The organism is Corallococcus sp. CA054B, from assembly GCF_003611625.1.
In the GTDB taxonomy this organism is placed as follows: domain Bacteria; phylum Myxococcota; class Myxococcia; order Myxococcales; family Myxococcaceae; genus Corallococcus; species Corallococcus coralloides.
The window spans coordinates 1-26,341 of record NZ_RAVY01000139.1; the positions used below are offsets into that span (position 1 = coordinate 1).

Annotated in this window: 25 protein-coding genes and 1 pseudogene; 16 read left to right on the forward strand and 10 right to left on the reverse strand. The window is 69.4% G+C overall.

All coding sequences use genetic code 11. From position 1 onward, the window contains the following. From D7V80_RS28055 to D7V80_RS43060, 3 genes and pseudogenes are all read right to left on the reverse strand, one after another. The coding region (locus D7V80_RS28055) for a TAT-variant-translocated molybdopterin oxidoreductase (RefSeq protein ID WP_158616712.1) at positions 1-978 on the reverse strand (978 nt) is incomplete at its 3' end. Continuing rightward, complete coding sequence (locus D7V80_RS28060; protein ID WP_120591078.1) at positions 966-1,616, reverse strand: cytochrome c3 family protein; 651 nt, start codon at positions 1,614-1,616, stop codon at positions 966-968. The genes D7V80_RS28060 and D7V80_RS28055, both read right to left, overlap by 13 nt. A 743-nt stretch (positions 1,617-2,359) precedes the next feature. Next, a pseudogene (locus tag D7V80_RS43060) lies at positions 2,360-2,515 on the reverse strand (SMI1/KNR4 family protein); the annotation flags it as partial. Between the two features lie 82 nt (positions 2,516-2,597). On the opposite strand from D7V80_RS43060, the gene D7V80_RS28070 reads away from it, so the two are divergent. From D7V80_RS28070 to D7V80_RS28080, 3 genes are all read left to right on the forward strand, one after another. Next, a complete protein-coding gene (locus D7V80_RS28070) occupies positions 2,598-3,524 on the forward strand; it encodes a DUF2381 family protein (protein ID WP_120591079.1) in 927 nt (308 codons plus the stop codon). A gap of 10 nt (positions 3,525-3,534) precedes the next feature. After that, positions 3,535-4,035, forward strand: a complete 501-nt coding sequence (locus D7V80_RS28075) for a serine/threonine protein kinase (protein WP_120591097.1) — start codon at positions 3,535-3,537, stop codon at positions 4,033-4,035. Positions 4,036-4,214: 179 nt separating this feature from the next. Further along, entirely contained in the window at positions 4,215-4,544 is a 330-nt protein-coding gene (locus D7V80_RS28080) for a hypothetical protein (RefSeq protein WP_120591098.1), read from the forward strand. Between the two features lie 146 nt (positions 4,545-4,690). Here D7V80_RS28080 and D7V80_RS28085 read toward each other — a convergent pair whose 3' ends face one another. From D7V80_RS28085 to D7V80_RS41905, 5 genes are all read right to left on the reverse strand, one after another. Next, positions 4,691-5,650: a protein kinase gene (locus tag D7V80_RS28085; RefSeq protein WP_120591080.1), complete on the reverse strand. Its 960-nt coding sequence runs from the start codon at positions 5,648-5,650 to the stop codon at positions 4,691-4,693. A 118-nt stretch (positions 5,651-5,768) separates the two neighbouring features. Then, complete coding sequence (locus tag D7V80_RS28090) at positions 5,769-6,368, reverse strand: outer membrane beta-barrel protein (RefSeq protein WP_120591081.1); 600 nt, start codon at positions 6,366-6,368, stop codon at positions 5,769-5,771. A gap of 201 nt (positions 6,369-6,569) precedes the next feature. Next, positions 6,570-7,568: an SDR family NAD(P)-dependent oxidoreductase gene (locus D7V80_RS28095; protein ID WP_120591082.1), complete on the reverse strand. Its 999-nt coding sequence runs from the start codon at positions 7,566-7,568 to the stop codon at positions 6,570-6,572. Between the two features lie 132 nt (positions 7,569-7,700). After that, positions 7,701-8,300, reverse strand: a complete 600-nt coding sequence (locus D7V80_RS28100) for a DUF2378 family protein (RefSeq protein ID WP_158616713.1) — start codon at positions 8,298-8,300, stop codon at positions 7,701-7,703. A gap of 138 nt (positions 8,301-8,438) precedes the next feature. Beyond that, positions 8,439-8,831, reverse strand: coding sequence for a response regulator (locus D7V80_RS41905; protein ID WP_158616714.1), 393 nt, complete (start codon positions 8,829-8,831; stop codon positions 8,439-8,441). A gap of 323 nt (positions 8,832-9,154) precedes the next feature. Here D7V80_RS41905 and fdh point away from each other — a divergent pair, with 323 nt between their 5' ends. The 5 genes from fdh to D7V80_RS28135 are packed head-to-tail and all read left to right on the forward strand — an operon-like array spanning position 9,155 to position 16,169. Next, a complete protein-coding gene (fdh, locus tag D7V80_RS28115; protein WP_199738878.1) occupies positions 9,155-12,403 on the forward strand; it encodes a formate dehydrogenase in 3,249 nt (1,082 codons plus the stop codon). A 4-nt stretch (positions 12,404-12,407) separates the two neighbouring features. Next, positions 12,408-13,208: a 4Fe-4S dicluster domain-containing protein gene (locus D7V80_RS28120; protein WP_199738877.1), complete on the forward strand. Its 801-nt coding sequence runs from the start codon at positions 12,408-12,410 to the stop codon at positions 13,206-13,208. Next, the gene (nrfD, locus tag D7V80_RS28125; protein WP_120591086.1) at positions 13,205-14,410 is read left to right on the forward strand and encodes an NrfD/PsrC family molybdoenzyme membrane anchor subunit; all 1,206 of its coding nucleotides are present in this window, start codon (positions 13,205-13,207) and stop codon (positions 14,408-14,410) included. The genes D7V80_RS28120 and nrfD overlap by 4 nt, the downstream gene beginning before the upstream one ends. A 43-nt stretch (positions 14,411-14,453) precedes the next feature. Beyond that, a complete protein-coding gene (locus D7V80_RS28130) occupies positions 14,454-15,563 on the forward strand; it encodes an AAA family ATPase (protein ID WP_120591087.1) in 1,110 nt (369 codons plus the stop codon). 6 nt (positions 15,564-15,569) lie between these two features. Continuing rightward, positions 15,570-16,169, forward strand: a complete 600-nt coding sequence (locus D7V80_RS28135) for a hypothetical protein (protein ID WP_120591088.1) — start codon at positions 15,570-15,572, stop codon at positions 16,167-16,169. A 3-nt stretch (positions 16,170-16,172) separates the two neighbouring features. On the opposite strand, the gene D7V80_RS28140 is transcribed toward D7V80_RS28135, so the two are convergent. Next, positions 16,173-16,781 carry a hypothetical protein gene (locus D7V80_RS28140; protein WP_147447234.1) on the reverse strand — a complete coding sequence of 203 codons (609 nt, stop codon included), beginning with the start codon at positions 16,779-16,781 and terminating at the stop codon, positions 16,173-16,175. A 62-nt stretch (positions 16,782-16,843) separates the two neighbouring features. After that, positions 16,844-17,455 (reverse strand): molybdenum cofactor guanylyltransferase, encoded by a 612-nt coding sequence (locus tag D7V80_RS28145; protein ID WP_120591090.1) that lies wholly within the window; start codon positions 17,453-17,455, stop codon positions 16,844-16,846. 156 nt (positions 17,456-17,611) lie between these two features. Between D7V80_RS28145 and glp the strand changes: the two genes are divergently transcribed. The 8 genes from glp to epsW all read left to right on the forward strand — a co-directional run bounded on the left by glp (position 17,612) and on the right by epsW (position 26,320). Next, positions 17,612-18,865 carry a gephyrin-like molybdotransferase Glp gene (gene glp / locus D7V80_RS28150; protein ID WP_120591091.1) on the forward strand — a complete coding sequence of 418 codons (1,254 nt, stop codon included), beginning with the start codon at positions 17,612-17,614 and terminating at the stop codon, positions 18,863-18,865. Continuing rightward, on the forward strand, positions 18,862-20,292 hold the full coding sequence (gene fdhD / locus D7V80_RS28155) for a formate dehydrogenase accessory sulfurtransferase FdhD (protein ID WP_120591092.1): 1,431 nt from the start codon (positions 18,862-18,864) through the stop codon (positions 20,290-20,292). Before glp ends, fdhD begins: the two co-directional genes overlap by 4 nt. A 293-nt stretch (positions 20,293-20,585) precedes the next feature. After that, positions 20,586-22,058 (forward strand): exopolysaccharide biosynthesis polyisoprenyl-phosphate hexose-1-phosphate transferase EpsZ, encoded by a 1,473-nt coding sequence (epsZ, locus tag D7V80_RS28160; RefSeq protein WP_120591093.1) that lies wholly within the window; start codon positions 20,586-20,588, stop codon positions 22,056-22,058. A 113-nt stretch (positions 22,059-22,171) separates the two neighbouring features. Continuing rightward, positions 22,172-23,725: an exopolysaccharide biosynthesis flippase gene (gene wzx, locus D7V80_RS28165; protein ID WP_233585794.1), complete on the forward strand. Its 1,554-nt coding sequence runs from the start codon at positions 22,172-22,174 to the stop codon at positions 23,723-23,725. 14 nt (positions 23,726-23,739) lie between these two features. After that, the gene (gene epsY / locus D7V80_RS28170) at positions 23,740-24,375 is read left to right on the forward strand and encodes an exopolysaccharide export protein EpsY (protein ID WP_120591094.1); all 636 of its coding nucleotides are present in this window, start codon (positions 23,740-23,742) and stop codon (positions 24,373-24,375) included. Positions 24,376-24,379: 4 nt separating this feature from the next. Then, positions 24,380-25,702 (forward strand): exopolysaccharide export protein EpsX, encoded by a 1,323-nt coding sequence (gene epsX, locus D7V80_RS28175; RefSeq protein WP_120591095.1) that lies wholly within the window; start codon positions 24,380-24,382, stop codon positions 25,700-25,702. Between the two features lie 10 nt (positions 25,703-25,712). Further along, entirely contained in the window at positions 25,713-25,889 is a 177-nt protein-coding gene (locus D7V80_RS42340; protein WP_014400807.1) for a hypothetical protein, read from the forward strand. A 23-nt stretch (positions 25,890-25,912) separates the two neighbouring features. Beyond that, the gene (epsW, locus tag D7V80_RS28180) at positions 25,913-26,320 is read left to right on the forward strand and encodes an exopolysaccharide biosynthesis response regulator EpsW (protein WP_120591096.1); all 408 of its coding nucleotides are present in this window, start codon (positions 25,913-25,915) and stop codon (positions 26,318-26,320) included. Positions 26,321-26,341: the final 21 nt, after the last annotated feature.

Here is a 26,341-nt window from a genome sequence, read left to right on the forward strand (position 1 = left end):
CTTCCCCACCTCCTCCGCCAGCGCGAGCATCAGCGCGACGCCCTGCGACGGCCGCATCCGCAGCCGCTCGTCGGCGAAGCCGCCCGTGAGGGTCAGCGTGCTCTCCGCGACCCACAGCCGGTTCATCGCCTCCGGCTTGCGCGCGTTCACGAAGTCCCGCGCCACGCGCAGGTGCCCGGGCTGTGTGGTCGCGAGGAAGTCGTCGTCCACCGACACCACCACCGCGCGCCCCACGTCGTGCACCACGTCCAGCACCCTGCCGTACGCCAACCGCGTGCCCTCGCGGCGCCCGTCCGCCAGGGTTACGCCACAGGGGATGATCCGCGCGGACGGGAAGCGCTGCTGGATGCGCGCGTACAGCGCCTGCACCAGCGGGCTGCTCGTGGGCTCCACCAGGAAGCGCAGCCCCGCGCCTGCGTCCTCGCGCTCGGCCTGCTTCCGCAGCGCGTCCCGCACGGTGCTCCACGCGGCCTCCACGCCTTGCAGCCGCGCGGTCTTCGCTCTCGCGGGGTCATAGAGCCCCAGCAGCGCCGCCTGCTCGAAGACGCCCGCCGCGCCCAGGCTCGCCGGATGCAGCGGGTTGCCCTCCACCTTCGTGGGCCGTCCCTCGTGGCTCTCCACCACCAGCCCCACCGTGCGCCCGTTCCACTCCAGCCCCGTGGCGAAGTGCAGCGGCACGCCGGGCGTCAGTCCCTCCGGCGGCGTCGAGTACGGGAGGATCTTCTCCGGCGGCTGACGGAAGCACCCGCTGAAGCCCGCGGCCGCCAGTGACGCCGTCGCGAGCTGCAGGAAGGTGCGCCGCGCCACGCCCTCGGGCGGCAGCATCGCGCCGGGGGGATGCTCGTGCGACAGGGCTTCACGTCCGGGCCCTCCCGCGTGCCACTCCTCCAGGCTCCGCCACGCGCGCACCGGCTCCGTCCCGTCAGCGCCGGGCGCGTCGCGGTCATCCGTTTGTGCGGGGTCGGTCAGAAGTGGCATGTGTTGCAATCCGTGCGAGGGGACACACCGAGCGCGGCCTGCACAGCGCGGCCCATCTCCCTCGGGTCTCCGGGTGGACGCCACGTGAGGTTCGCGACCTCGGACACGGGGCGCAGCCATGGCGTCGGGTCCCGGTGACAGTCCAGGCACCAGCCCATGGTGAGCGGCGCCACCTGCTGCACCGCCGGCATGGTGTCCACGCGGCCGTGGCAGGTGACGCAGCCCACGCCCTTGTTCACGTGGATTTGATGGCTGAACCAGACGTAGTCCGGCAGCGCGTGCACCCGGTTCCACGGAAGCGCCGTGCCGTCGAAGCCGCTGGCGCGTACCGGCTCCAGCCGGGCGCTCCCGTTCCACACCTGCGCATGGCACCCCAGGCAGCGCTGCGTGGGCGGCACTCCCGCCACCGGCGAGCGCCACGCGCCCTCATGGCAGTAGCCGCAGGGGATGCCCTCGTCGCCCACGTGGTGGCGGTGGTCGAACGGGAGCGGCTGCTCGCGAGGCGTGAACGAGCCCCGACCCAGCGGGTTGCGCGCGAGGAGCAGCAGGCCCGCCAGAGCCACCGCGGGCACACCCAGGGCCAGGGCGATGAACGCCCGCAGCACCGAGTCGGTCCCCGGGCGGAACAGCGGAGCCATGGCCTTCCCCCCAGCGTGGATGCCTCCGCGGGCCTGGCCGCCAGAGACGGACGCGACTGTGGGCGTGGCCTTACGGCGACCACCAGCCTCCCGTTCACGTCCCGTCGCGTTTCACACGGCCTGGACGCACGACGTCCGCCAGTCCACAGGGATGCCAGACACCCGTACAGCACGCGATGCCCGGTGCTCGCGAGCGAGTGCCGATGCACGACGTCGTCACGCGCCGAAGAACGCCTAATATGAATCCCTCAGAGAGACGTCGCTTCTCTGGGGACGAGGCTCAACGCTTCTCAGGCGCTCCTGGTGAGCCAGAGGGCCCAGGGAAATGCCCCGGAAGAGGTGTCGGAACTCGAAACGAGGGAGTTGAAGTGAATAGGACTCGGCCTGGAACGAGTGAACCCACCGACCTGCAAGTCTCTCTGCTGACTTGCGATGGTCCCCGAGGTGCATCAGAAGCCGGAGACGGCGTGTTCGTTCGCTCAAACTGGCACGAAGCCGGAAACGGCGGAGACAGCCAAAGAGAAACCTGCACACTACCCACCGGCGCAAGGGGGAGATTGCAGCGCTTTCCTTGGTGACCAGTGCCCAGCTTGTATTTCTCGACCCGGACAATGGCCTTGCCGAACCAGGGAGCAAGAACGAGCGCCAAGCGTCGCGACGCCACGTACTTCTCGATGAGATGGGTGCTCTCATTGGCACAGGGCACTCCGTGATCGTCTACCATCACCTGACGCGCGAGACGGCTTGAAGAGGGTCGCACCATCGCAGTGCAGGTAGAAGGCGCGCAGGTCCTCATCGAGCTTTCAGCCGACGCGCAGCTCGAAATCGGCGAACTGGGCGGGCGTGGCCGGAGGATTGGGGAAGGGACGAGCGGAGAGTTCGGCCAACTGCCGCTGCATGTTCGTGGAAGTCGTCCGGTGCATATGTGCCCAGTCTGGAAGTTTGGCGTGGAACGAGTGGCTTGGGTAAGATCCAGGTTCGATGCGAAGCGCCCTACTTGGCTGGTTCGTTGTCTTGTTCGCCCTCGTTGTCACGCCTGCCCTGGCGGGACCGCGAGAGAAGGCGCAGGTCCGGGCCCTGGTGCTGTCGGAGCATCCGGACGACGCGGCCCATCGCATCCACGTGTCGGGGCAGATCGTCACGGTGCTCCGGTTCGAGCAACCCTGCGACCCGCTGAAGACGAAGCTGCTCGGGTGGGAGGGGCGCTTCGAGCCGCTGGTGGTCTCGGAGAAGCGCGTGCTGATCGAGCCCCTTCGGGCCCTGGGGCCGGATGAAAGCGTCCCCCTGCTCGTGACGCTCGCGGATGGGACCGCGATGTCGTTCCTGCTGCGGCCGCCTTTTGCGAAGGAGGGCGGCTGGACGGATCAGCAGGTGGACGTCTTCAAGGACCGGGAGAGCTATCGGTCCCTGGTTTCCGTTCTGACGCACACGCTCAGGGCGAAGAATGAGTTGGAGCAGGAGAACGCGCGGTTGCGTGAGGAGGAGACCTCCGCGGACCACGCGCTGGCGGCGCTGCTGGTTTCAGGAGCCGGAGCGCAGACGCCCTTCCGGTTGTTCAAGTCTTGGAGCGCCGTTGAGGCGGACTCCGAGCTTTCGATGAAGCTCTACTCGGGCAAGGGCAAGGCTGCTGTCACGATCGCCGTGAAGAACCAGAGCGAGGATCGTCCGTGGCGGATGGTCCGGGCGAAGTTGTCCTCGCTGAAGAGCCAGGAGCCGCGAACGGTGGCTGTCCGTTCCGAACACGCTCTGCTCACAGCGGGGCAGTCGGGCACCTTTGCCTTCGTGGTGGATCGGAGCGCCTTCCTCGATGCCAAAGGGCATCTGGAGACCCTGATGCTGGAGATCTACCGGTATGACGGCCTCCGCCATGGCTATGTGGTTCTGGACCCTCGTCTTGTGCGTGAGTAAGAGCCGCAGGATGGTTTCCAGGACGCTTGATTTCGCGTGCGGTCTCATCCTCGCCGTCCTGATCGTGGGTTGCGCTGGTTCCGCGACAGGGCGGGTGAGCCTGCGGCCCGATGGAACCCCTGGGCCTGAGAAGTGCCCGGAAGAAGCGCTCAAGGCGATGCGCTATCTGCGATTGGGCGTGGGGGATGGTGCGACCGCCGAACTCGACGCGAACCAGATGGATGCACGGCCCATCACCCTGTACGAGGGTCGTGTGGAGAGCGTGTTGCTCGATGACCTGGGAACGCTGGAGTCACCGACGCGCCTTTATGGGTACGTCTGGACGAGCGGGCCACAGGCGGTCATCCGCTATTACGAGGCACGTCCGCCGGGTGCCGCACAGCGGGTGCCCATCTGCGCGGTGGCACGGACGGCGATGAACCAGCTCCGGAAGCGTCCCGATTCGTTACCTGGAACAGCCGTTCTTGAGTTCTCCGTCGGGGGCGTCTTCATCGTGGACGAGTTCCTCTAAGTGGGTAGCCACAAGTTCCGAGACGAATGCAGCACCTGCTCTGTTACTGCTCTGCTCTGAGTTTGTTCAGGAACATTTGGCGACCTACTTAGGCCCTCTACACCCAAGGCCCTCCAGGCCCACCACCTATCTTGGCCCTCGTCCGCAACAAGAATTCCATCCGGCCTATGCTCTGGCCCATGTCATCCATCCACTTCATCTGCAAGGAGGACGATCACCTCCACCGAGTCACTGACGACGGCGACTATGACAGCGGTAATTGGTTCGTCACGGCAGCCGACGCCACAGCGCTTATCGGGGGAATGCTCTTCCTGCACAGGACGAAGGCCGACCGCTCCTACTTCGGCGGCAAGATCAAGTCGGCCCGCCCCATCACAAACAAGGCGGGTTCTCCCTGCTTCGTCTTCCGGTTCACCCCTTCCCAAGAAGGGAGGAACGCTCGTTGGCGGGGCACGAACCACACCCGTGCGTGGACCAGCGGCGTGATTGGCGACGACAACCAGGCGTAGAGCGCCCAACAAGCGTTGAGCATCATCCCAGAGACGAGACGCCCCTCAGAGGGATTGTCGTTAGGCGCTCTACGTCCAGGACAGCGCAATCGCCCGCGCACACCCCTTCGCTCAGCGCCTCGGCGCGAAGCCAGAGGCCCCGCGCATCAGGACGGCAGCGTGCGCCCGCGCATGGACACGGAGGCCGTCATCACCGACGCCGCGCCCACGTACACGTCCACCGGCGACAGCGGCCCCGAGCCCGGCAGCGCCGCCAGCTCGCGCACCACCGACTCCGGCCCATGGCACTCCACGCCGCGCCCCATGCAGTCGCGCAGCGCCGCCTGGAGCCCCGCGGCGGAATCCGCCCCTCGCGCCTCCAGAAGCATCCCGCGCAGCACGTCCCGCAGCGCGGGCGACACCCCACCCAGCGCCGCGTCCACTCCGGCCGCGTCCTCCGGAACCACCGTGTTCCCGGAGACCAGCCCCAGCAACACCCGCCCCAGCGCGCGCAGGTCCTCCCGCGCCTCCGCCGGCGAGCCCGCCGCGTCCTCGCACACGGGCAGCTCCACCACGTCCGGCCGCGACGGCGACGTGAACCGGCGCAGCAGCGGACGCGCGGGCCTGAGCCCGAAGTCCGTCAGCGTCACCTCGCCCCGAGGCCCCACGCGGATGCGGTGCGCATGCACGTCCCCGTGCACCACGCGCGCGCCATGCGCGGCCTGCAGCGCTCCCGCCACCTCCGCGCCCACGTGACACACGAACGCTTCCGAAGGCCGTCCACCCCGCCCCAGCACCCGCCGGCGCGCCGTGGCCAGCGAACAGCCCGGGACGTAGTCCGACACCACCGTCAGCGTGTCGCGCACGTCCACCTGGAAGCCGTGGAGCCTCGCGATGCCCGGATGCCGCAGCGGCACCGCCCGCGTCAGCGCCTCCTCCAGCGGCTGCCGCGTCTCCGGCGCCAGGCCCGACGCCAACAGGAACGTCTTCACCACCAGCGGGCGCGCGTCCGGAGCGTCCTGCTCCAGCGGCCACACCAGGGACACCCACTCACCCAGCGGGCCCCTCCCCAGCGGATGCAGGGGGGCGAACGCGGGCAGCCGAGAGGCGAACGGAAGCACGGACATGGCACCCTCCAACCCAACACATCCAACCCGTGACGTCAATACACGACGTCCTACGTCACGGGTCCTGCGCTCCCCGACACCCGGGCACGAAGCCCGGAGTGCCGGGGAAGGCCCGAGGCTAGAAGTAGCCGCCGACCGTGGTGGTGATGCCCAGCGTCACGTCGTTGCCGGCGAAGTAGCCCTGCTCCGAGCCCAGGCTGCCCACGTCCTGGCTGATGAGCGCGCGCACCTGCGGACCCGCGCCGATGAAGAAGTGCGGCGTGAGGTGGAACAGGACGGGGGCGTTGAAATCCAGGACGAAGTTCACGTCGCTGGCGCCCGGCACGTGGGCGAACTGCACGCCGAAGCCCGCCTTGGGCCAGAGCGACACGCGCTCGCCCAGCGGCAGGTGGTAGCCCACGCGGCCCATCACGCCCAGGCCCACGACGGTGCTGTCACCGAAGCCGAAGGCCACCAGCGCGGACGCGCCCACCGACAGGTTCTGCTGGAGGAAGTAATCCGCGGACGGCTCCAGGCGGATCAGGAACACTTCAGAGGCGGTGTTGTAGCCCAGGAAGCCGTTGAGGTCCTGGCTGATGACCATCTGGCCCGCCTGGCCGAACGACGACGACCGGCCCGGGTCCGCGTTCAGGTCCGGCTGCTCCGCCGCCACCGCCTGCGCCGACACCGCGAGGCCCGCCACCAGCGCCAGGCCCGTCCACTTGTTGCTTCCACGCATCGATGTTTCTCCCCTCGTTGGCGCCCGGCCGACCCTACCCGGAGCGCTTGCGGGGCCCCTTCTAGCCAAAGAGCGCCGTAACGCGAGGATGTTTTCTGACCCACCCAACACTTCGTTGACACCCCACCATCAGCGCCGCGAACGGGAGACATCCTGATCGCGGCCCCCTCGGCGCCGGTGCCGTCGGGTGGCGCCGTCGCTTCAGCGCGCCGCGCGCAGCAGGCCGCGCGCGCCCAGCACCGCGCCGCCCACGACCCCGCCCGTGAGCGCGGCCAGGCCCAGCGTCGCGGTGAAGCGCTTCCACGCGGGCGTCGGCGGCACGCTGCCCCGGGGGCCCACACCTTCCTCCACGGGGGTGAAGAGGTTGCCCACGGGCCTGTCCAGCGGCAGGTCCGTCGTCTGCATCTGGACGCCGAAGCGGGAGAGCACCGCCTTGCCCACGGACGGCGCCAGGCCGTTGAGCCACAGCATCAACCGCCCCTGGAGGAACGCCGGCACCGACGTGCGGCCCGGCCGCTTCGCCAGCCGCACCACCGCGCGGGCCACCAGGTCCACGTCGTACGTGGGCGGCACCGGCACGGGCCTCCGCCCCAGCATCGTGGGCGCGTGGTCGAACATGGGCGTGGACACGGACGGCACCATCACGTTGGACACGTGGATGCCCGTGCCGGCCAGCTCCAGCTCCAGGGACTGCGCCCACCCCAGCGTCGCGTGCTTCGCGGAGGCGTACGCGGACAGCAGCGGCGCGGACCCCGCGGCCAGCATGGACTGCACGTTGAGCAGGTGGCCGTGGCCCTGCTTGCGGAAGTGCGGCAGCACCGCGCGCGCGAAGCGGAAGTAGCCGAAGCACGACACGTCGAACACGCGCGTGATGTGCTCCCAGGGCAGCTGGTCGAAGTAGCCGTAGGACTGCACCGCCGCGGCGTTCACCAGGATGTCCACGCGGCCGTAGTGCGCCACGCACTCGCGCACCACGCGCTCCACGTCCTCGGCCACCGTGACGTCGCCGTCACTCACCAGGCACTCGCCGCCGCGCTGGAGCACCTCCACGCGCAGCCGCTCCAGGGCCGCCTGGCGCCGAGCGGTGACGCACAGCCGCACGCCGGCCTCCGCCAGCCGCAGCGCGGACTGCCAGCCCACGCCGCTCGACGCGCCCGTGACGATGGCCACCTGTCCCCTCAAGTCCTCGTGACGCGCCATGCGCTTTCGCCCCTCCCCGCCCTGAGGTGGGCCTTCCGGCCGGGCTTCGCACGAGGCAAGCCCCCGGAATCCTCCGCGCGCCCGCCCGCTCGCCTGTCCGCCCTCCAGACGGGAGAGCGGGCCGCGTGCGCCTTACGACCAGCTGACGTCGTAGATGGCGTCCACCAGCGACTGGGCCTGCCCGCGCACCTGCACGTCCTGCACGCCCGCCACTTCCAGCGCGGACTGGATGATGCCCTCGTTGTAGGGCACCGGCATCAGTGAGCGCTTCATGATGACCCGGCCCGCCTTGGGGCCCAGCCACTCCACGGAGCGCTCGCCGAAGTTCAGCGCCGTGCGGTAGCCGGAGTGCATCAGCTCCAGGAGCCGCCTGGGGTCGCCCCCCGTCTGCTGCACGAAGTCGCGCGCGAACATGGAGTTGAGGAAGTCCACCATCGCCTGCGTGCCAATCTGCCGCTGCGCCGCCGCATGACCGCCGACGAGCGGCGAGAGCTGCTCCGCCGCCACGTAGGACAGCCGCAGGAAGCGCGGGAACGGATAGGTCTGCATGGGGATGAAGTCCGTGGTCTCACCCACCAGATCCAGACAGCGCTTCACCGCGTCCGCTCCGCCCAGGAAGCGCACCGCGTCCAACACGCCCAGGAAGAACAGGCCCCGGCTCGTATCCTCCGGTGTCGTCGCGGCCAGGCGGGCTTCCAGGTCACGAGCGACGTCCTCGGGTAGATTCAGCATGCCAGCCGGCATCTGCGCCGTCCTTTGAATGAGGGGGGAATGGACCAGGCGGGGGACCTGACGGGGCGCGAGGATTCCACAGGTCCCCTCCCATCGCGAGTCCTCGATGCGCACGCGCCGCGCCATGCGACACATGTTTCACGACGTGTGAGGTCCTTCCGAGCCTTCCCCGGATGAAGGAAGGAAGTGGCGCACCACCTCCATCAGGGCCCCCACCGACACCGGCTTGCGCAGGTAGGCCACCGCGCCCGGTGGATGGAAGGGGCTGCCGGACAGCACGATGATGGGCACGCCTTCCAACATGCGCTCCCGTGACAGCCGCGCGAGGAAGGCCTGTCCGTCCATCACCGGCATCATCAGGTCCAGCAGCACCAGTCCCGGACGGGGATGGGACTTCAGCCAGTCCCAGGCATCCACGCCGTGGACGCACTGGGCGACGCGATAGCCCTCCATCTCCAACAGCGTCGCGACTGCTTCCCGGAGGTCTTCCTCGTCCTCGATCAACAGGATGAGAGGGGCACTGTCCGTCATGCAGGTTCTCCACTCGCTCTCCGCTACGTGTCCGGCCGACACGTCGCTGTGGGTCTGCCTGCTCCGCCGAAAAGGCCCTGGGGCCCACGGGGGAGGGAGGAGCAGGAAGAGGCGTTGGCGCCGTGGAGAAATAACGGCTCGAACCCCCCACCCTGATTTCGGGCGCCGCGCATTTCCGTGCCTGCCCGCCTGCTTTCGCGTCCGCTGCCGGACGTGGGCACTGGACCCACGGCACTGGTCCACCCCGCCGCGCGTCCCCATCTTGAGGACGGGATTCCACGTGCGCGTCCAGGGGAGGAGCGGCCTTGAAGTTCCGCGACCTGATGAAGGGTTGGCCCGTGCTGCGGCAGTTCGCGCGGGGAGACAGCCGGGCCCTGGGCGACACGGCGATGTCGGCGCGAAGCCGCTCGCTGGCGCCGCGCACGAAGAGCGCTGATGCGGTCGTGAAGTCCATCTGCCCGTACTGCGCGGTGGGCTGCGGGCAGGAGGTGCACGTGCGCGACGGGCGCATCCTCGACATCGAGGGTGACCCGCATTCCCCCATCTCGCGCGGACGGCTGTGTCCCAAGGGGGCCGCGACCTTCCAACTGGTCACGGGAACGCAACGCGTGCAGCAGGTCCTCTACCGCCGCCCCGGCGGCACGGAGTGGGAGCCCATCCCGCTGGAAGAGGCGATGGACCAGGTGGCCGAGCGCGTGAAGCGCACGCGCGACGCGACGTTCGAGGTGAAGGACGCGGAAGGGCGGTGGGTGAACCGGACGCTGGGGCTGGCGCACCTGGGTGGGGCGACGCTGGACAACGAGGAGAACTACCTCCTCAAGAAGCTCTTCAGCGCGCTGGGCGTCGTGCAGGTGGAGAACCAGGCTCGAATATGACACGCGTCCACGGTGCCCGGTCTGGGCATCACGTTCGGCCGCGGTGGAGCCACGACGTTCCAGCAGGACCTGCAGCACTCGGACTGCATCCTCATCCAGGGGTCCAACATGGCCGAGTGCCATCCGGTGGGCTTCCAGTGGGTGATGGAGGCGAAGGCCCGGGGCGCGAAGGTCATCCACGTGGACCCGCGCTACACGCGCACCAGCGCGGTGGCGGACGTGTACGCGCCCATCCGCGTGGGCACGGACATCGCGTTCCTCGGCGGGCTCATCCACTACGTGCTGGAGCACGAGCGGTACTTCCGTGACTACGTGGTGCAGTACACCAACGCGGCCACGCTCATCCGCGAGGGCTTCCAGGACACGGAGGACCTGGAGGGGCTCTTCAGCGGCTACCAGCCGAAGGCCAACCGCTACGACATCCACACCTGGCAGTACCAGGGCGCGGCGGGCGCCATCCCCGCGGCGGGCCACAAGGAGCTGACGGACGAGCCGGGCGCGGGCGGCGGCGGGCATGACCACCGCGTGGACGTGCACGACGAGCACCGCGACGAGACGCTCCAACATCCCCGGTGCGTGTTCCAGCTCTTGAAGCGCCACTTCTCCCGCTACACGCCGAAGGTGGTGTCGCAGGTGTGCGGCGTGGACGAGGCGCTGTTCCTCCAGGTGGCCAAGACGCTGTGTGACAACTCCAACCCGGAGCGCACCAGCGCGTTCTGCTACGCGGTGGGGTGGACGCAGCACTCGGTGGGCGTGCAGTACATCCGCACGGCGGCCATCCTCCAGCTCTTGCTGGGCAACATCGGCAGGCCCGGCGGCGGCATCCTCGCGCTGCGCGGGCACGCGTCCATCCAGGGCTCCACGGACATCCCCACGCTCTACAACCTGCTGCCGGGCTACCTGCCCATGCCGCGCGCGAGCGCGACCACGGACGGCCTGGAGCACTACATCCGGAACAACAAGTCCGGCAGCGGCTGGTGGTCGGAGTTCCCCAAGTACGCGGTGTCGCTGCTCAAGGCGTGGTTCGGGGACAAGGCCACGAAGGACAACGACTATCTGTTCCACCACCTGCCCCGGCTGACGGGCAATCACTCGCACATGCAGACGGTGGCGGACATGGCGGACGGGAAGCTCCAGGGCTACTTCGTCATGGGGGAGAACCCCGCCGTGGGCAGCATGAACGGGGCGCTCCAGCGCAAGGGGCTGCGCCAGCTGGACTGGCTGGTGGTGCGCGACTTCACGCTCATCGAGACGGCGGAGTTCTGGCGCACGGCGCCGGAGATCCAGGCCGGGCAGGTGCGGCCGGAGGACATCCAGACAGAGGTGTTCTTCTTCCCGGCCGCCGCGCACACGGAGAAGGACGGCACCTTCACCAACACGCAGCGGCTGCTGCAATGGCATCACAAGGCGGTGGAGCCGGCGGGGGACACCCGCAGCGAGCTGCACTTCACCTGGCACCTGGGGCGCAAGCTGCGGGAACTCTACGCGGGCTCCACGGACCCGAAGGACGCGCCGCTCCTGGATTTGACGTGGGACTACCCCACGCACGGACCGCACGCGGAGCCCTCCGCGGAGGCGGTGCTGAAGGAGATCAACGGCTACACGGTGGCGGATGGGAAGCCGGTGGATGGCTTCACGGCGCTGAAGGACGACGGCTCCACGGTGTGCGGCTGTTGGATCTACTCGGGTTGCTTCAAGGACGGCGTCAACCAGACGGCGCGGCGCAAGCCGGGGCAGCAGCAGACGTGGGTGGCGCCCGAGTGGGGGTGGGCGTGGCCGTCCAACCGGCGCATCCTCTACAACCGCGCGTCGGCGGACGCGAACGGCAAGCCCTGGAGCGAGCGCAAGCGCTACGTGTGGTGGGACGCGGGCGAGAAGAAGTGGACCGGCGAGGACGTGCCGGACTTCATCGCGGACCGGCCGCCGGAGTACCGGCCGCCCGAGGGCGCGACGGGGCTGGCGACCATCGCCGGCAATGATCCGTTCCTCCTGCAGGCGGACGGCAAGGGCTGGCTCTTCGCGCCCAGCGGGATGATGGACGGGCCGCTGCCCACGCACTACGAGCCCATGGAGTCGGTGGTGCCCAACCCGCTCTACGCGCAGCAGTGCAGCCCCACGCGCGAGGAGTGGAAGCGCAAGGACAACCCCTATCACCGGGCCTGGGGCGACCCGCGCTATCCCTACGTGGTTACGACGTACCGGCTCACCGAGCACCACACCGCGGGCGGCATGTCGCGCTGGCTGTCCTGGCTGAGCGAATTGCAGCCGGAGATGTTCTGCGAGATCTCCCCGGAGCTGGCGCGCGAGAAGGGGCTGAACAACGGGGACTGGTGCACCATCGCCACGGCGCGAGGAGACCTGGAGTGCCGGGCGCTCGTCACGGAGCGCATCCGCCCGCTGAAGATGAAGGGGCGGCAGGTGCACCAGATTGGTCTGCCGTACCACTGGGGCGTCACGGGGCGCGTGCGAGGCGAGGGGGCCAACGAGCTGACGTCGTTCGTCGCGGATCAGAACGTGGACATCCAGGAGTCGAAGGTGTTCACGGCGGACCTGCGGGCGGGGCGGATGCGCTCGGGGGAGAGGGCCGCGGCGGGAGCGGCGCCGCCTCCGCTGACGGTGCCGGAGGTGCCGCGCGACGTGACGCCGCCTGGGGCCACGGACCATTCGGAGACGCAGGAACCCGAGGGGAAGGGATAGGCGCATGGGGAGCCGCAAGGGGTTCTTCACGGACACGACGCTCTGCATCGGCTGCAAGGCGTGCGAGGTCGCGTGCAAGCAGTGGAACCAGCTTCCGGACGACGGCTTCCACTTCACGGGGATGTCCTACGACCAGACGGCGCACCTGGGCGCATCGACGTGGCGGCACGTGGCGTTCGTGGAGCGGCCGGTGCCGTTGCAGGGGCAGACGTCGGGCGCGGGGGACTTCTCGTGGCTGATGATGTCGGACGTGTGCAAGCACTGCCAGCGCGCGGGGTGCCTGGAGGCGTGTCCCACGGGCGCCATCGTGCGCACGGAGTTCGACACGGTCTATGTGCAGCCGGACGTGTGCAACGGCTGCGGCTACTGCGTGTCGGCGTGTCCGTTTGGAGTGATTGACCGGCGCGAGGATGACGGGCGCGCGTGGAAGTGCACGCTCTGTTACGACCGCATCGGTGACGACCAGACGCCCGCGTGCGCGAAGGCGTGTCCCACGGCGTCCATCCAGTACGGTGACCTGGATGAGCTGCACGCGAGAGCGGAGTCGCGGGTGCGCGACCTGCATCAACGGGGCATGACGGACGCGTACCTGTACGGGAAGGACGCGGAGAACCAGCCGGGCACGGGTGGGCTCAACGCGTTCTTCCTGCTGCTGGACAAGCCAGAGGTCTACAACCTGCCGCCCGACCCGGTGGTGCCGACGAAGAAGGCGCTGCGCTCGTGGGCCTCGGTGGCGATGGGCGCGGTGGGCATGGTGGCGGTGGCGGTGGGCGCGGTGGCGTTCGGTCGGGAGGGGCGCGGATGAGCGACGACACGCTGTTGGATCGGCTCCAGCGCAAGGCGGACGGGCGGAACATCGACACACGCGCGGGCATCCTGGAGGGCGAGGGTTCCCAGCAGAAGGTGAAGGACCCGGAGCCCGCGCGGCAGGGGATGGACGTGCTGCCCACGGTGCCGTCACGGTCCGGGCCGGACAGCGCGGAGGCGCCGAGCTACTACGGCATGCCGGTGTTGAAGGAGCCGCTGTGGATCTGGACGGTCCCGGCGTACTTCTACGTGGGCGGAGTGGCGGGCGCGGCGAGCGTGCTCGGGGTGGCGCTGGAGTATCTGGGAGGACGGAGGCTGGAGCGGTTGACGGGGCGGTGTCACGCGGTGGCCACGGCAGGGGACATCGTGAGCGCGGGGCTGTTGATCCACGACCTGGGCCGGCCGTCGCGCTTCCTGAACATGCTGCGCGTGTTCCGGCCCACGTCGCCGATGAGCGTGGGTTCGTGGGTGCTGGCCGGTTCGGGAGCGGTGAACACGGCGGCGTTCGTGCTGCGACGGATGCCCGGGATGCTGGGCGGAGTGGGACGCGCGGCGGGCGTGATGGGCGCGGTGTTGGGGTTGCCGCTCGCGGGCTACACGGCGGTGCTGGTGAGCAACACGGCGGTGCCGCTGTGGCAGCAGGTGGGGCGCACGCTGCCACTGTTCTTCATGAGCTCCGCGACGGCGAGCGCCGGGAGCCTGTTGTCGCTGTTCCCGCACACGGACGCGGAGGAGCGAGTGCTGCGCCGCTTCCGCATCGCGGGAAAGGTGGCGGAGCTGTTCACGCGCGAGGCGGTGGAGCTGGAAGCGCGGCAGGTGGTGGAGGTGGGGAAGCCGCTGCGCACCGGAGCATCGGGAGCGCTGTGGACGCTGTCGAGAACATGCTCCCTGGCGGGCCTGGTGATGGACGTGCTGCCGGGACGGGCACGGTGGAAGCAGGTGACCGCGGATGTGCTGTCCACGGTGGCCGCGGTGGCCGCGCGTTACGCCGTCATCCAGGCGGGCAAGACGTCCGCGAGGAATCCGCAGGCCACGTTCCAGGGACAGCGCCAGGGCCTGGGTGCCGCGCAGGTGGAGGGGAACACGGAGGCGTCGGACGGAAAGCCCCTGAGCTTCCCGTTGCCCGTGCTGGGCCAGGGCTCTGCGCCACGGGCCGGCATGCCCTACGCACGCTTCATGGTGACGCAGCCGGAGCAGTAATACCGAGTCATACCGCGTCGGTAGGGAGTGCTACGTTCCGAGCATGATCGAGTCCATCACGCTCCGGAACTTCAAGAGCTTCGGCGAGGAGCAGACCATCCCACTGGAGCCCATCACGGTGCTCGTGGGGCCGAACAACTCCGGCAAGTCGAACTTCATGAGCGTGGCGAGGTTCCTGAGCAACTGCCTGATGGCGGATGTACCAACGGCACTTAGCCAGGAAGGGTCTTTCTTCTTCCATCAGCCTCGGGCGCCTAACGACTTCTGCGAAATCAAATGGGCAGACGCTGCCGGTTCATACTTCCTCAGGCCCTCTCCCGTGTCGGACCATCCTATCGAGTCCGAAGGGTTCGAGGATGCGAAGGGCGATTTGAGTTTCTATCGGGGTGACGACAACTTCTTGGTCAACGAGCACGTCCCTGGCCACGATGAAGTCGATGAGACTCGGCTGTTCTTCCGTCAGTTTTCTCTCATGACCCGTGAGCAAGCAACGCGGGTTGCTCAACTGGTAACCCCCTTCTTTTCCAGCAAGACCATCAAGCTCTCCATGGGGGCACTTCGCGGCGATGCTGAGGTCGTTCCTCGCCCTGCAATTGGCCTGGACGGTAGAGGACTCGCGGCAGTCCTCGGCCTCTGGCGAGGAGCCGAGCCCGAAAAGGTGGACATGCTCAATGGATTCCTCACACGCTGCCTACCCGAGATTCAAGATGTGCTGGTGCGCCCGGCTCCAGTGCCAGGTCATCAGCGTCTCTGGTTCCGGCAGAAAGACGGACTGGAGTTCGACGCCGAGCACGTCTCCGACGGCGTGCTGGCGTTCACAGCGCTTGCCATGCACGCGCTCAGCGCCGAAGAGGGTCAATTCTTATGTATCGAAGAGCCTGAGCAGGCAATTCATCCCAAACGTCTTCGTGAGCTGGTGGATCTCCTCAAGGACATTGTTCGTGAGCGTGGCTGCCAGTTCATCATTGCCACGCACTCGACTGTCCTTCTCAACGCATTTCGGGACGAGCCGGAAGCCGTTCTTCTCTTCCGTCGTTCCGATAAGGGAACACGCGTAAGACGGCTGAGCGACGTGCCCGAACTGGCCGAGGCACTCCAGCAGGCCCCGCCAGGAGACCTCTTGGAGACGGGCGCCTTCAGCACCGCGTTCTGAACTCCCGTGCTCACGGTCGCCATCGCCAGTGAGTTCCACGCCTACGACGGGGAACTCTACCGATACCTGCTTGAACAGGTTCTCGGCACTCCCATTGAGGCCTGGAAGAGCGAGATCGAATTCAACGGATGCAAGCACGTGCGGAAGCAGGCCGGCCTGTACCTCAACACGGCGGCGCAGCAGGGCGTCCGCCACGCGCTCATCGCCATCGACAACGACGGTGGGAGCACGCACGGGCTTCCCCATCACCCGTTACACGACACCGCCCAGGAATGCGCGAATGCTGGCGGCTGCCGCGTGTGCTGGCTGCACAACACCATCCCCACGAACTGGCGCGAGGATCCCTATCATTCTTGCGTGGTCGTGCCCGTCCAGACGCTTGAGACCTGGATCCTCATCGCCAAAGGCCATGAGTTCAGCGAGCCATCTCCCGAGCAGCGCTACAGCCGCCCGGTCCTGAAGAAGGACTGCTACGGCAAGCCGCAGCCGTCCAGCCAGGTCATGAAGGGCATGGCGCTGAAATGGCTCAGTCAGCCAGACGCCATCACGCGACTCTCAGCGCGCCCCAGCTTCCAGGCCTTCGTCGAGCAAGTGAAGCGCTGGTGAACGCTACGACGGGTGCGGCACCTGGGCATCCAGGCCCAGTGTCCGTGGCGTCTGGGAAATCCACTGCGCCAGCGCACCATCCAAAATCCGCCCGGTCGTAGCCTCGTCGTACTTGAGCGAGCGGCCCAGCGCGCGAGCCAGTCCCACCAAGAGGAAGTCCAACTTCTCCGCCGCCCGCCGCACGGCGCTGTCCACATGCCGCGAGGTCCGCAGATGCCGCGCGGCCTCACTGGCACGCGGCGCCCCCAGCGCAGGCAGGTGGTTCGACAACAGCGCCATCAGCACGTCCGGCCCCACGTCACTGGCGAGCGCAGCAAGACGTTCACCCAGCAGCAGCACGAACCGCGTCTGCTCCTGCTGCTCGTCCGACATCCGCGTTCCCGTGTCGAACGACCAGCTCGTGAACCCCTCCGAGTGGGGAACCCGCATCTCCGACAGCTGCTTGTGCAGCGACAGGATGAGGACGTACTCCGGCTTCCCCCCGGCATTCTCCAGCCGCACGCTGACGACCTGACTCCCGGTCCGCAGCCGCTCCTTGAGCAGGCGCAGGAAGGGCTCTCCCTCCGCGCCCTCCAGGGCGTAGCGAATCAGCGAGTTCCAGTCCCGGGTCATCCTGAAAGGCTCCATCCTTCCCCCTTCCCCGTCAACCTGCCCCGCGCGCCCACGTCCCGGACTCACCGCTGCGGCAACGTGACGCCATAGCGAACCAGATCCTCCGGCGTGTTCACGTTCGCCAGGGCGCGCAGCTCCGGATCCACCGCGCGCAATGCGTCCACGGGCAAGGTCCGCGTTCGGAACCGCATCAGCACCCGCCGCAGCGACGGATCCTCCACCAACGCTTCACCCCAGCGTGACACCAGCTCCGTACGATAGGCCGCGAACAACGGCTCCCACCGTCCGTCCCGCTCGATGCACACCGCATCCACGTCCCCACTCCGCGCGTCCAGCACCACCCGCGCCGCGGCCTCCGTCACGAACGGCATGTCGCACGCCACCGCGAACACCCACGGCGTGTGGGCCGCCCCCAGGGCCGCATGGACCCCTCCCGGCGATCCCTTGCCCTTCACGGCGTCCGCCACCGTGCGGATCCCAAAGCGGTCGTACGGCTGCGAAACATTCGCCACCAACACCGTGTCCGCGAAATGCGACCCGAACGCCCGCAGCCGTTCCAAGGTTGTGAGCCCCTCCACGCTCAGCAGCCCCTTGGCCACGCCCCCCAACCGGGTCCCCTGCCCCCCTGCCAGGATGGCCAGCGTCACGTCGGGAAAGGTCGCGGATCCGTCCATGTCCGCCGACCCTACACACCTCTCATCCACCCAGAAAACGCTTCATCTCGCGGATTTCGCCAAGCCCCAGAGGGAGGGAGCAACCGCTCATCCCATGCCCCCCGTGGACAAGGCACGCGCACCCCGTCGTAGAGTCCGGCTTCCCCTCCCCGACGCATGCCGCTGACTCCCCTCCCCGCCGCGCGACTGGCCGCGCTCGATGCCATCGTGCCCGCGGCACCCGCCCGTCTTCCCTTGATGGAAGCCCATGGCCGGTTCCTCGCCGCTGGCATCGTCGCGTCACGCGCGCTGCCCGGCTGCGACAACTCCGCCATGGACGGGTGGGCCGTGCGCGCCGAGGAGACCCGGGGCGCCAACCGCGACCGCCCCGCGCGCCTGCGCATCGTCGACACCGTCTACGCCGGCCACCTCCCGCGCCGCGCCCTCCAGCCCGGCGAGGCCGCGCGCATCTTCACCGGCGCCCCGCTCTCCCCCGGCGCCGACGCCGTCGTCCGCCAGGAGGCCGCGCGCCCCACCGACGACGGCACCCACGTGGACCTCTTCGTCTCCGTCGCCCCCGGCCATGACCTGCGCCGCGCCGGCGAAGAGGTGATGCCCGGCACGCCGCTGTTCTCCGCGGGCCAGCGCGTGGACGCCACCGTGCTCGGCGTGCTCGCGTCGCTGGGCGAAGCCACCGCGCTCGTGCGCCCCGCGCCGCGCGTCGCGGTCATCGCCACCGGGGATGAGCTCGTCCCCCCTGGCCAGCCCGCGGCGCCCCACCAGGTCTTCGAGAGCAACCGCCTCCTCGTGGCCGCCCTGGCCCGCGAGGCCGGCGCGGACATCACCCAGCTGGCCCGCTCGCGCGACGACGAGGCGGAGCTGCACGCGCAGCTGGAGCAGCTGGCGCCCCAGGTCGACGTGCTCATCACCACCGGCGGCGCGTCCGTGGGCGACAAGGACTGCGTGAAGCGCGTCCTCACCCGCATGGGCGCGCGCTTCCTCGTGGACGGCGTCGCGCTCAAGCCCGGCAAGCCCGTGGCCGTGGCCCGCCTGGGCTCCACCGCCGTCGTCGTGCTGCCCGGCAACCCCGGCGCCGCCACCGTCGCCTTCGACCAGTTCGCGCGGCCCCTGCTCTTCAAGCACCAGGGCGTCATCGAACAGCGCCGCGTCACCCGCGCCCGCCTCTCCGAACCCCGCCACAAGCAGGCCGGCCTCACCTACCTGGTCACCGTCGCGGCGCTCGAGGCGCGCGAGGACAGCGCCGAACCGTGGGCCCGCCTGCGTCCCCAGGGCGCCGGACAGATCCTCCAGAACGTGGCGGCCCGGGGCTGGGCCGTGCTCCCCGCCGGCCGCGCCGACTTCGCCCAGGGCGACTCCGTGGACGTGCAGCACTTCGACTCGCCGGACTTCCACGCCGTGGAGACCGCGTGAAGCTGGCTCCCGCGCTCGCCCTCATCGGCCACTCCGGCGCCGGCAAGACGACGCTCCTGGAGCGCCTGCTGCCGGAGCTGGCCTCGCGCGGCCTGCGCGTCGCGTACGTGAAGCACTCCTCGGATGCGCACCCGCTCCAACGCCCGGGCAGCGACACCGCGCGCCTGGACGCCGCGGGCGCGGTCCTCACCGGCTTCGCCACGCCGGACGGCACGCAGCTCACCACCCGGCAGCCCCTGTCCCCCTCGCTCCTCGCGCGCGACGCGGACCGCGTGGACCTGGTGCTCGTGGAGGGCTGGAAGGACGGCCCCCTCCCGAAGCTGGAGGTGTGGCGCGAGGGCCTGGAAGCCCCGCTCGCGGCTTCCCGCCCCGACGTGCTCGCCCTGGTGACGGACGCGCCCGCGCTTCCGTCCACCGTGGACTCGCGCCCGCGCGTGCCGGCCACCGTCCATGCGGTCGCGGACTTCCTCACCGCGTGGCTGCGTGATCAATCCGCGCCGCCGAAGGTCTTCCGCCCGGAACCGCGCGGCGTCACCCACCGCGCCGTGCGCCGCTTCGACGGAGACACACTCCGTGCGGCCGAGGATGACCGCGTGGCAGTGGAGGAGCCCCTGGAGATCCGCGTGAATGGCGACCCCGTCGCCACCACCATGCGGACCCCCGGTCATGATCGCGAGCTCGCGGTGGGCTTCCTCTTCGCCGAAGGCATCCTGGAGGACGGCGACGACCTGGGCAGCCTCTTCCACTGCGGCCACCCCGGCGAGGAAGGGTACGGAAACGTGCTGGAGGTCGTCCCCGCCGCCGGTGCCGTGCTCGACCTGGAGCGCGTGGAGGCCACCCGCCGCGGCACCCTGACCACCTCCGCCTGCGGCGTGTGCGGCCGCCGCGACGTGGACGACCTGATGGCCACCTGCGAAAGCGTCGCCCCGGGGCCCGTCCTCTCCGCCCGCACCGTGGCCCTCGCCACCGAACGCCTGCGCGCCATCCAGCACACGTTCGAGCTCACCGGTGGCGTGCACGCCGCCGCCGCGCTGGACGCCCACGGCGCGCTGCTCGCCGCCCACGAGGACGTGGGCCGCCACAACGCCGTGGACAAGGTGGTGGGTGCCCTGGTCCTGGCCGGCGCGGTGCGCTCCCCGCGCCGGTTGCCCACACCGCCCTTCCCCGCCGCACCCACGGTCCTCGCGGTCAGCGGCCGCGCCAGCTTCGAAATCGTCCAGAAAGCCGCCCGCGCCCGCATCCCCGTCGTGGTCAGCGTGTCCGCCGCCAGCTCCCTGGCCATCGACCTGGCCCTGCGTGCTGGCGTGACGCTCGCCGCGTTCTCAAGGAACGGCCGCTGCAACGTCTACACCGCGACAGACCGCCTGGAGCCGCAACCCCAACCCTCGGGATTTCCTCATGACTTCCGCCATGACCCAGCCCGGTGAAGGGACACGCCTCCCACTGTCAGACCGGCATCGTACATGCAGTCGGCGGCAGCACCGGGTCACATGGGAGCCCAGGTGGGATCCAATGACCCCGCCAGAGTTCACTGTCCACGCAAGGGAACTCACACCCGACAGCCGGGATGGGTCTCCAAGTTTTCACCTGTTGTCATGTCTTTCTTGCTGAGCAGTGGTTGCGCCGCGACGCAGTATTTGGCAGTCTTGCATTTCCTCCTGGTTAAACTTTTCTAGTCTAGACGGTATCCTCTGCGAGAGCTGAACGTGAGCAGAGGGGGGTGGACACGATGAGCAGTGCGACTGCAAGCGCCGAGGTCAAGGCATCCGAGGCGACGGGGGTGACGGCCGCGGCCGAGGTCACCGATCCGCCGCGCCTGGCGCCTGGCTTCGCGGCGAAGCTGAACCTCACCGTGGATGTGGCGCTGCTGGTGGCGGTGCTGCTGGGCGCCGCCTATATGCGCGGCGGGCTGACGGTCCCCATGAGCTGGGAGCTGCCCAGCATGGTGGTGACGGCGGTGCTGGTGTGGCTCATCACGGGCACGGCGCTGTGCCTGTATGACTCGCGCTTCGCCGAGCGCAGCAAGCTGGACCACGTGGCGCTGGTGTCCGTCACCACGCTGGCGGTGGTGACCATCCAGGCGGTGCTGGAGCTGGCGATGCCCCTGTCGGCCCACGTGGGCCTGGCGCCGCTGCTCTTCATCTTCTGGCCGGTGGCGCTGCTCCTGCGGCTGGGCGTCTTCCGCCAGGTGGCCTCGCAGGAGGCCCCCACGGAGGAGGTGCTCATCGTGGGCACCGGCGCCATGGGCCGCTACACGGGCGAGGACCTGCTCAAGCGCGGCCGTCACAAGATCCTGGGCTACGTGCGCTTCCCGGAGGACCACGCCTCCGGCGACAGCCTGCCGGCGGACGTGCTGGGGCCCGCGGACGAGCTGGAGCGCCTGCTGCGCACGCTGCCCGTCAGCGAGGTCTACATCGCGGGCAACACGCTCAAGCAGGGCGAGTCCATGCAGGCGGCCATCAAGCTGGCGGAGCGCTTCGGCGTGCCGTTCGCGCTGCCGGCGCACTCGTTCCGCCTGGACCGCGCCCGCCCGGTGGAGTCCCGCGCGGTGGCGGACGGCTACCTGCACTTCGCCGCGGTGGCGCCCAAGCCGCACCAGATGGCCATGAAGCGCCTGTTCGACATCGCCGTCTCCGCGGTGGCGCTGTGGGCGCTCCTGCCGCTGTTCGCGGTGGTGGCGGCGGCCATCAAGCTCACCTCGCGCGGCCCCATCTTCTTCAAGCAGCTGCGCACCGGGCAGCACGGCAAGCCGTTCTACATGCTGAAGTTCCGCTCCATGGTGGTGAACGCGGAGGAGCTCAAGGAGCGGCTGGCCGCGCAGAACGAGCAGACCGGCCCCGTCTTCAAGATGAAGAACGACCCGCGCATCACCGGCATCGGTCGTTTCATCCGCAAGTTCTCCATCGACGAGCTGCCCCAGTTCCTCAACGTGCTCCGCGGTGAGATGAGCATCGTGGGCCCGCGCCCGCCGGTGCCCAGCGAGGTGGCGAAGTACGAGACGTGGCAGCGCCGCCGCCTGTCCGTGCGTCCGGGTCTCACCTGCATCTGGCAGGTGTCCGGCCGCAACCAGATCTCCTTCGAGCAGTGGATGTACCTGGACATGCAGTACATCGACCACTGGAGCCTCACCGGCGACCTGCGGCTGCTCCTGCAGACGGTGCCGGTCGTCATCACCGGTCGCGGAGCAAGCTAGCAACCGGCATCTGATCCCGGGCCCGGCGTTGACGCGCCGGGCCCGTTCGTTTTTCCATGGGGCGGGCCTTCCTCCCCTTGGGTGCGCAGCAGCCCCGAAGGCCCGCGTCTTCCATGACCGTGAACAGTCCGACCTCCCCCTCCGCTGAAGCCGACGACGGCGCCCGTGCGAACGAAGTGCGCGGCGCGGTCCGCAGCACCCTGCAGCTCGGTGGCTCGCTGATGGTGACGTACGCCATCGCGCTGGGCATCCGCGCGCTGATGCCGCGCTACCTGGGGCCGGAGGCGTTCGGTTACTTCAACTGGTCGGAGGCCTTCGCCGCCACGTTCTTCGTGGCCACGAACCTGGGCCTGGAGACGTACATCCGCAAGGAGGTCCCCGTCCGCCCGGAGCACGCGAGCGACTTCTTTGGCACCACGATGCTGCTGCGCCTGGCGATGACGCTCATCCTGATGGTGGCGCTGGCGCTGGTGCTCCACCACACCGGCGAGCCCCCGGAGGTGCAGCACCTGGTGCAGTGGTTCGCGGTGGCCCAGTCGCTCATGGTCATCAACGCGTCCATGGCCGCGCTGCTGCACTCCAAGGGCAAGGTCGCGGGCCTGTCCATCTCCAACGTCATCACCAAGATTGTGTGGGGCGGCGGCCTGGCGCTGATGGCCGCGTTCGGCGTGGGCCTGCAGTGGCTGGCCGTGCCCATGGTGCTGTCGGAGGCGGTGAAGCTCCTCATCAGCTGGAAGCTGGCAAAGGAGCACCTGGGGCTGAAGTTCCGCATCGACCTGACCGCGACGAAGAAGGTGATGAAGGCGTGCCTGCCCTTCTTCCTCACCGCGGCGGCGCTGGCGTGCAACGGGCGCACGGACATGACGCTGCTCGGAAAGCTCGCTTCGAAGGAGGAGGTGGGCTGGTACGGCGGTGCGTTCAGCATCGCGGGGCTCACGTTCCTCATCTCCCCCATCTTCGGCTGGGTGCTGATGCCCATGATGTCGCGCGCGGCGGCCCGCTCCCCGGAGGAGCTGTCCAACCTGACGCGCCGCTCGCTGGAGGGCGTGCTCGCGTTCACCGTGCCGGTGATGATGGCCATGGTGCTGGGCGCGGACCTGTGGGTGCGCCTGATGTGCGGCCCCGGCTTCGAGCCCGCGGCGGGGCCCCTGCGCGTGCTGTCCCCCATCTTCGTGATGGCCTACGTCACCATGGTCAGCAGCATCTGGCTCACCATGTCCAACAAGGAGTGGTGGGTGACGCTGGCGGCCACCATGGGCGCGGTGGTGAACCCCATCCTCAACCTGATGCTCATCCCGTGGCTGTTCGGGCGCATTGGCCCGTCCGGCGGCGCCACCGCCACGGCGCTCTCCATGTTCCTCACGGAGGTCATCGTCACGGTGCTCTTCCTCAGCCGCATGGGCAGGAACTCCTTCGACCGGCGCTCCCTCGTCATGGTGGCCAAGACGGCCGCGGTGTGCGTGGGCTGCGTGGTCCTGGACCGGGTGCTGTCCGGAGCGGGCATGCAGGCGTGGCCCCGGCTGGGGCTGACGGCCACGGCCTACGTGGCGGGCGTGCTGGGCACCGGCGCCGTGCGCCCCGCGGAGCTGATGCAGGTCGTGCGCATGGCGAAGCAGCGCGGTGGTAATGGTTCGGAGGTGGCCGTGCCGGCCGCCCCCGCCGCGTGAGAAACTCCAGCGCCATGCCTTCCCGTCCGTCCCGATTCCGCGGTCCCGTCTCCCGCGCGCTCGCGTGCGCCGGGCTGCTGCTCCTGGCTCCCGCGTGCAGCGGCCTGGGCAAGTACACCTGGGTGAACGACTACCAGGAGAAGCCCACGGAGTCGGACGCGGCCTACCGCATCGTCCCCGGCGACGTGCTCAACGTGAAGGTCTTCGGCCAGGAGGCGCTCACCACGCGCGCCAAGGTGCGCGAGGACGGCCACATCAGCCTCACCTTCCTGGACGACGTGGAGGCCGCGGGCCACTCGCCGGCTTTGCTTGCACAGCAGATCCAGACGCGGCTCAAGGACTTCATCAACCACCCCGTCGTCACGGTGTCGCTGGAGGAAGCGCGCCCCATGTCCGTGACGATGCTGGGGGAAGTGGCCAACGTGGGCGCGCACGTGCTGGACCCGGGCGCGACGCTGCTCCAGGCGCTGGGCGCCGCGGGCAGCTTCACCGACTACGCCCACCGCGACCGCATCTTCGTGCTGCGCCGGGACGACCCGCAGGCGGAGCAGCCCACGCGCATCCGCGTGCGCTACGAGGACATCATCCGTGGCGAGGGCCGCGCGGCCGCCTTCCGCCTGCGCCCCGGCGACGTGGTGGTGGTGGAATAGCCAGATGCTGGACGCGGCCCTCGCGAGCCTGTGGCTGGAGGTGGCCTCCGCCTCCGTGACGTACGGCGCCGCGGCCCGCGTGGACACCCGCGCGCGCTCCATGGACCAGCAGGCCACGGGCCCGGCCGTGTCCCCCGTGGCGGCGGACATGGACATCGTCCCCACGGTGGGCCTGAAGTACGACGACGGCAGCGCGGTGGCGGAGGTGCAGTACGCGCCGCGCATCTCCTTCCGGGAAGCCACCACCAACCCGCGCACCGAGGTACAGCACGTGGGGCGGCTGCTGGGGGACTGGCGTCCCTCGCGCGGGCTCACGCTGCACGGCACCCAGGAGTTCGTGCTGGGCCAGGTGAACCTCTTCACCAACCTGCCCCTGGGCGGAAGCCTGGACGACGACCCGGCCGTGCCCGGGGACACGCCGGCCACCCCCATCCAGCCGCTGCCGGAGGGCGTGGACACGGTGTTCTTCCTGTCCTCGCTGACGACGCTGGCGGCGGAGACGGTGTGGCTGGGCCCGGGTTGGCGGCTGTCCGGCAGCGCGGGCTTCTCCGCCAGCGGCGGCCTGGACGACACGGCGAAGGAGGCCGTGCCCTTCCAGTACGGCCCTCGCTTGCAGCTGTCCCTGGGGAACTCCCCCGCGCCCCGGCACACCCTCTCCACCACGCTGGCCTACACGGACTCGCGCTTCTCCACGGGCGCGCGCGCCACGGTGACGACGCTCACCGGCGCCTGGACGCACCGGCTGGACCGGCGCACGTCGGTGGAGGCCGGGATGGGCGTGGGCGTGGCGTACTCCGTGCGCGCGACCGAGGAGGACCCCACGGATGACCCGGACGTGCCCGGGGTCACCCCGTCAGCCACCGCTTCAGGTCACCGACGGCTGAGGACCCTTCAGGTCGGGGGCACACCCCTGGAGGACCCGCCGCAGCGCCTGGAGCTGCTGCCGGATTTGACGCTGGCGGTGTCCCACCGGGTGCCGTCGCGGATGGCGGACTTCAACGGCCGGCTCGCCGCGCGGGTGACGCCCTTCGTGGACCGCCTGACGGGGCTCGTCTACCCGCGGGCCGACCTGACGTTGAACGGCACCTGGGCGCTGAGTCCGCGCTTCCGGTTCTCCGGGACGGGGGGCGGCGCCTTCGCGGTGGGTGGGGCGGTGGGAGACCAGCAGGTGGTGGGCGGTGTGGGCGCGGGTTGGACTGTGAACCGGTGGATGACCCTGGAGGTGGACACCCGTGCGGCCTGGACTCGCTCGCCCGACGTGGAGGCGGCCCGCGCGGTGTGGTCCGCGACGCTGGGACTGACGGTCCAGAAAACGGGTATCCTCTGAGCCTCCCGCCATGGCGAAGCTCATCCTCCTGTCCGTCCTCGTTGCCACCATCGCGCTGCCCGGAGCGGCCGCGCGCGATGCGCATCCGTGGCGGGGGATGAAGAAGGCCATCCTGTGGGTGGCCCTCTTCAACATGGCGTACGCATATGGCGTGCTCGTCCTCGTGCCCAGGTACGGGTTCGGGTGAGGGAAGGAAAGGCGTCAGACGTGATGGAGCTCCAACAGCTCACCGTCCTCCTCGTGGAGGACTCTCCGATGTTCCGCGTCATGCTGCGTGACATGCTCCAGCAGATGGGCGTGAAGAACGTGGTGGAGCAGCCCAACGGCAAGGCCGCCATGGAGTACCTGGCGAGCGGCGAGCTCAAGCCGGACCTCGTGTGCCTGGACCTGACGTTGCCGGACGTGTCCGGCTACGACGTCTGCGAGCACATCCGCCGCACGCCCGCCATCGCGCACGTGCCGGTGCTGATGGTGTCCGCGCGCAACCTGCCGGAGGACAAGGCCTACGCGGAAGAGGCCGGCGCCAACGGCTACCTGGGCAAGCCCTTCACGCCGGAGGAGCTGGAGAAGCGCGTGCGCCAGGTGCTCAAGGCCGCGGCGCCCCGGAGCAGCGCGTGACCACGCCCGCCCCTCGAACGC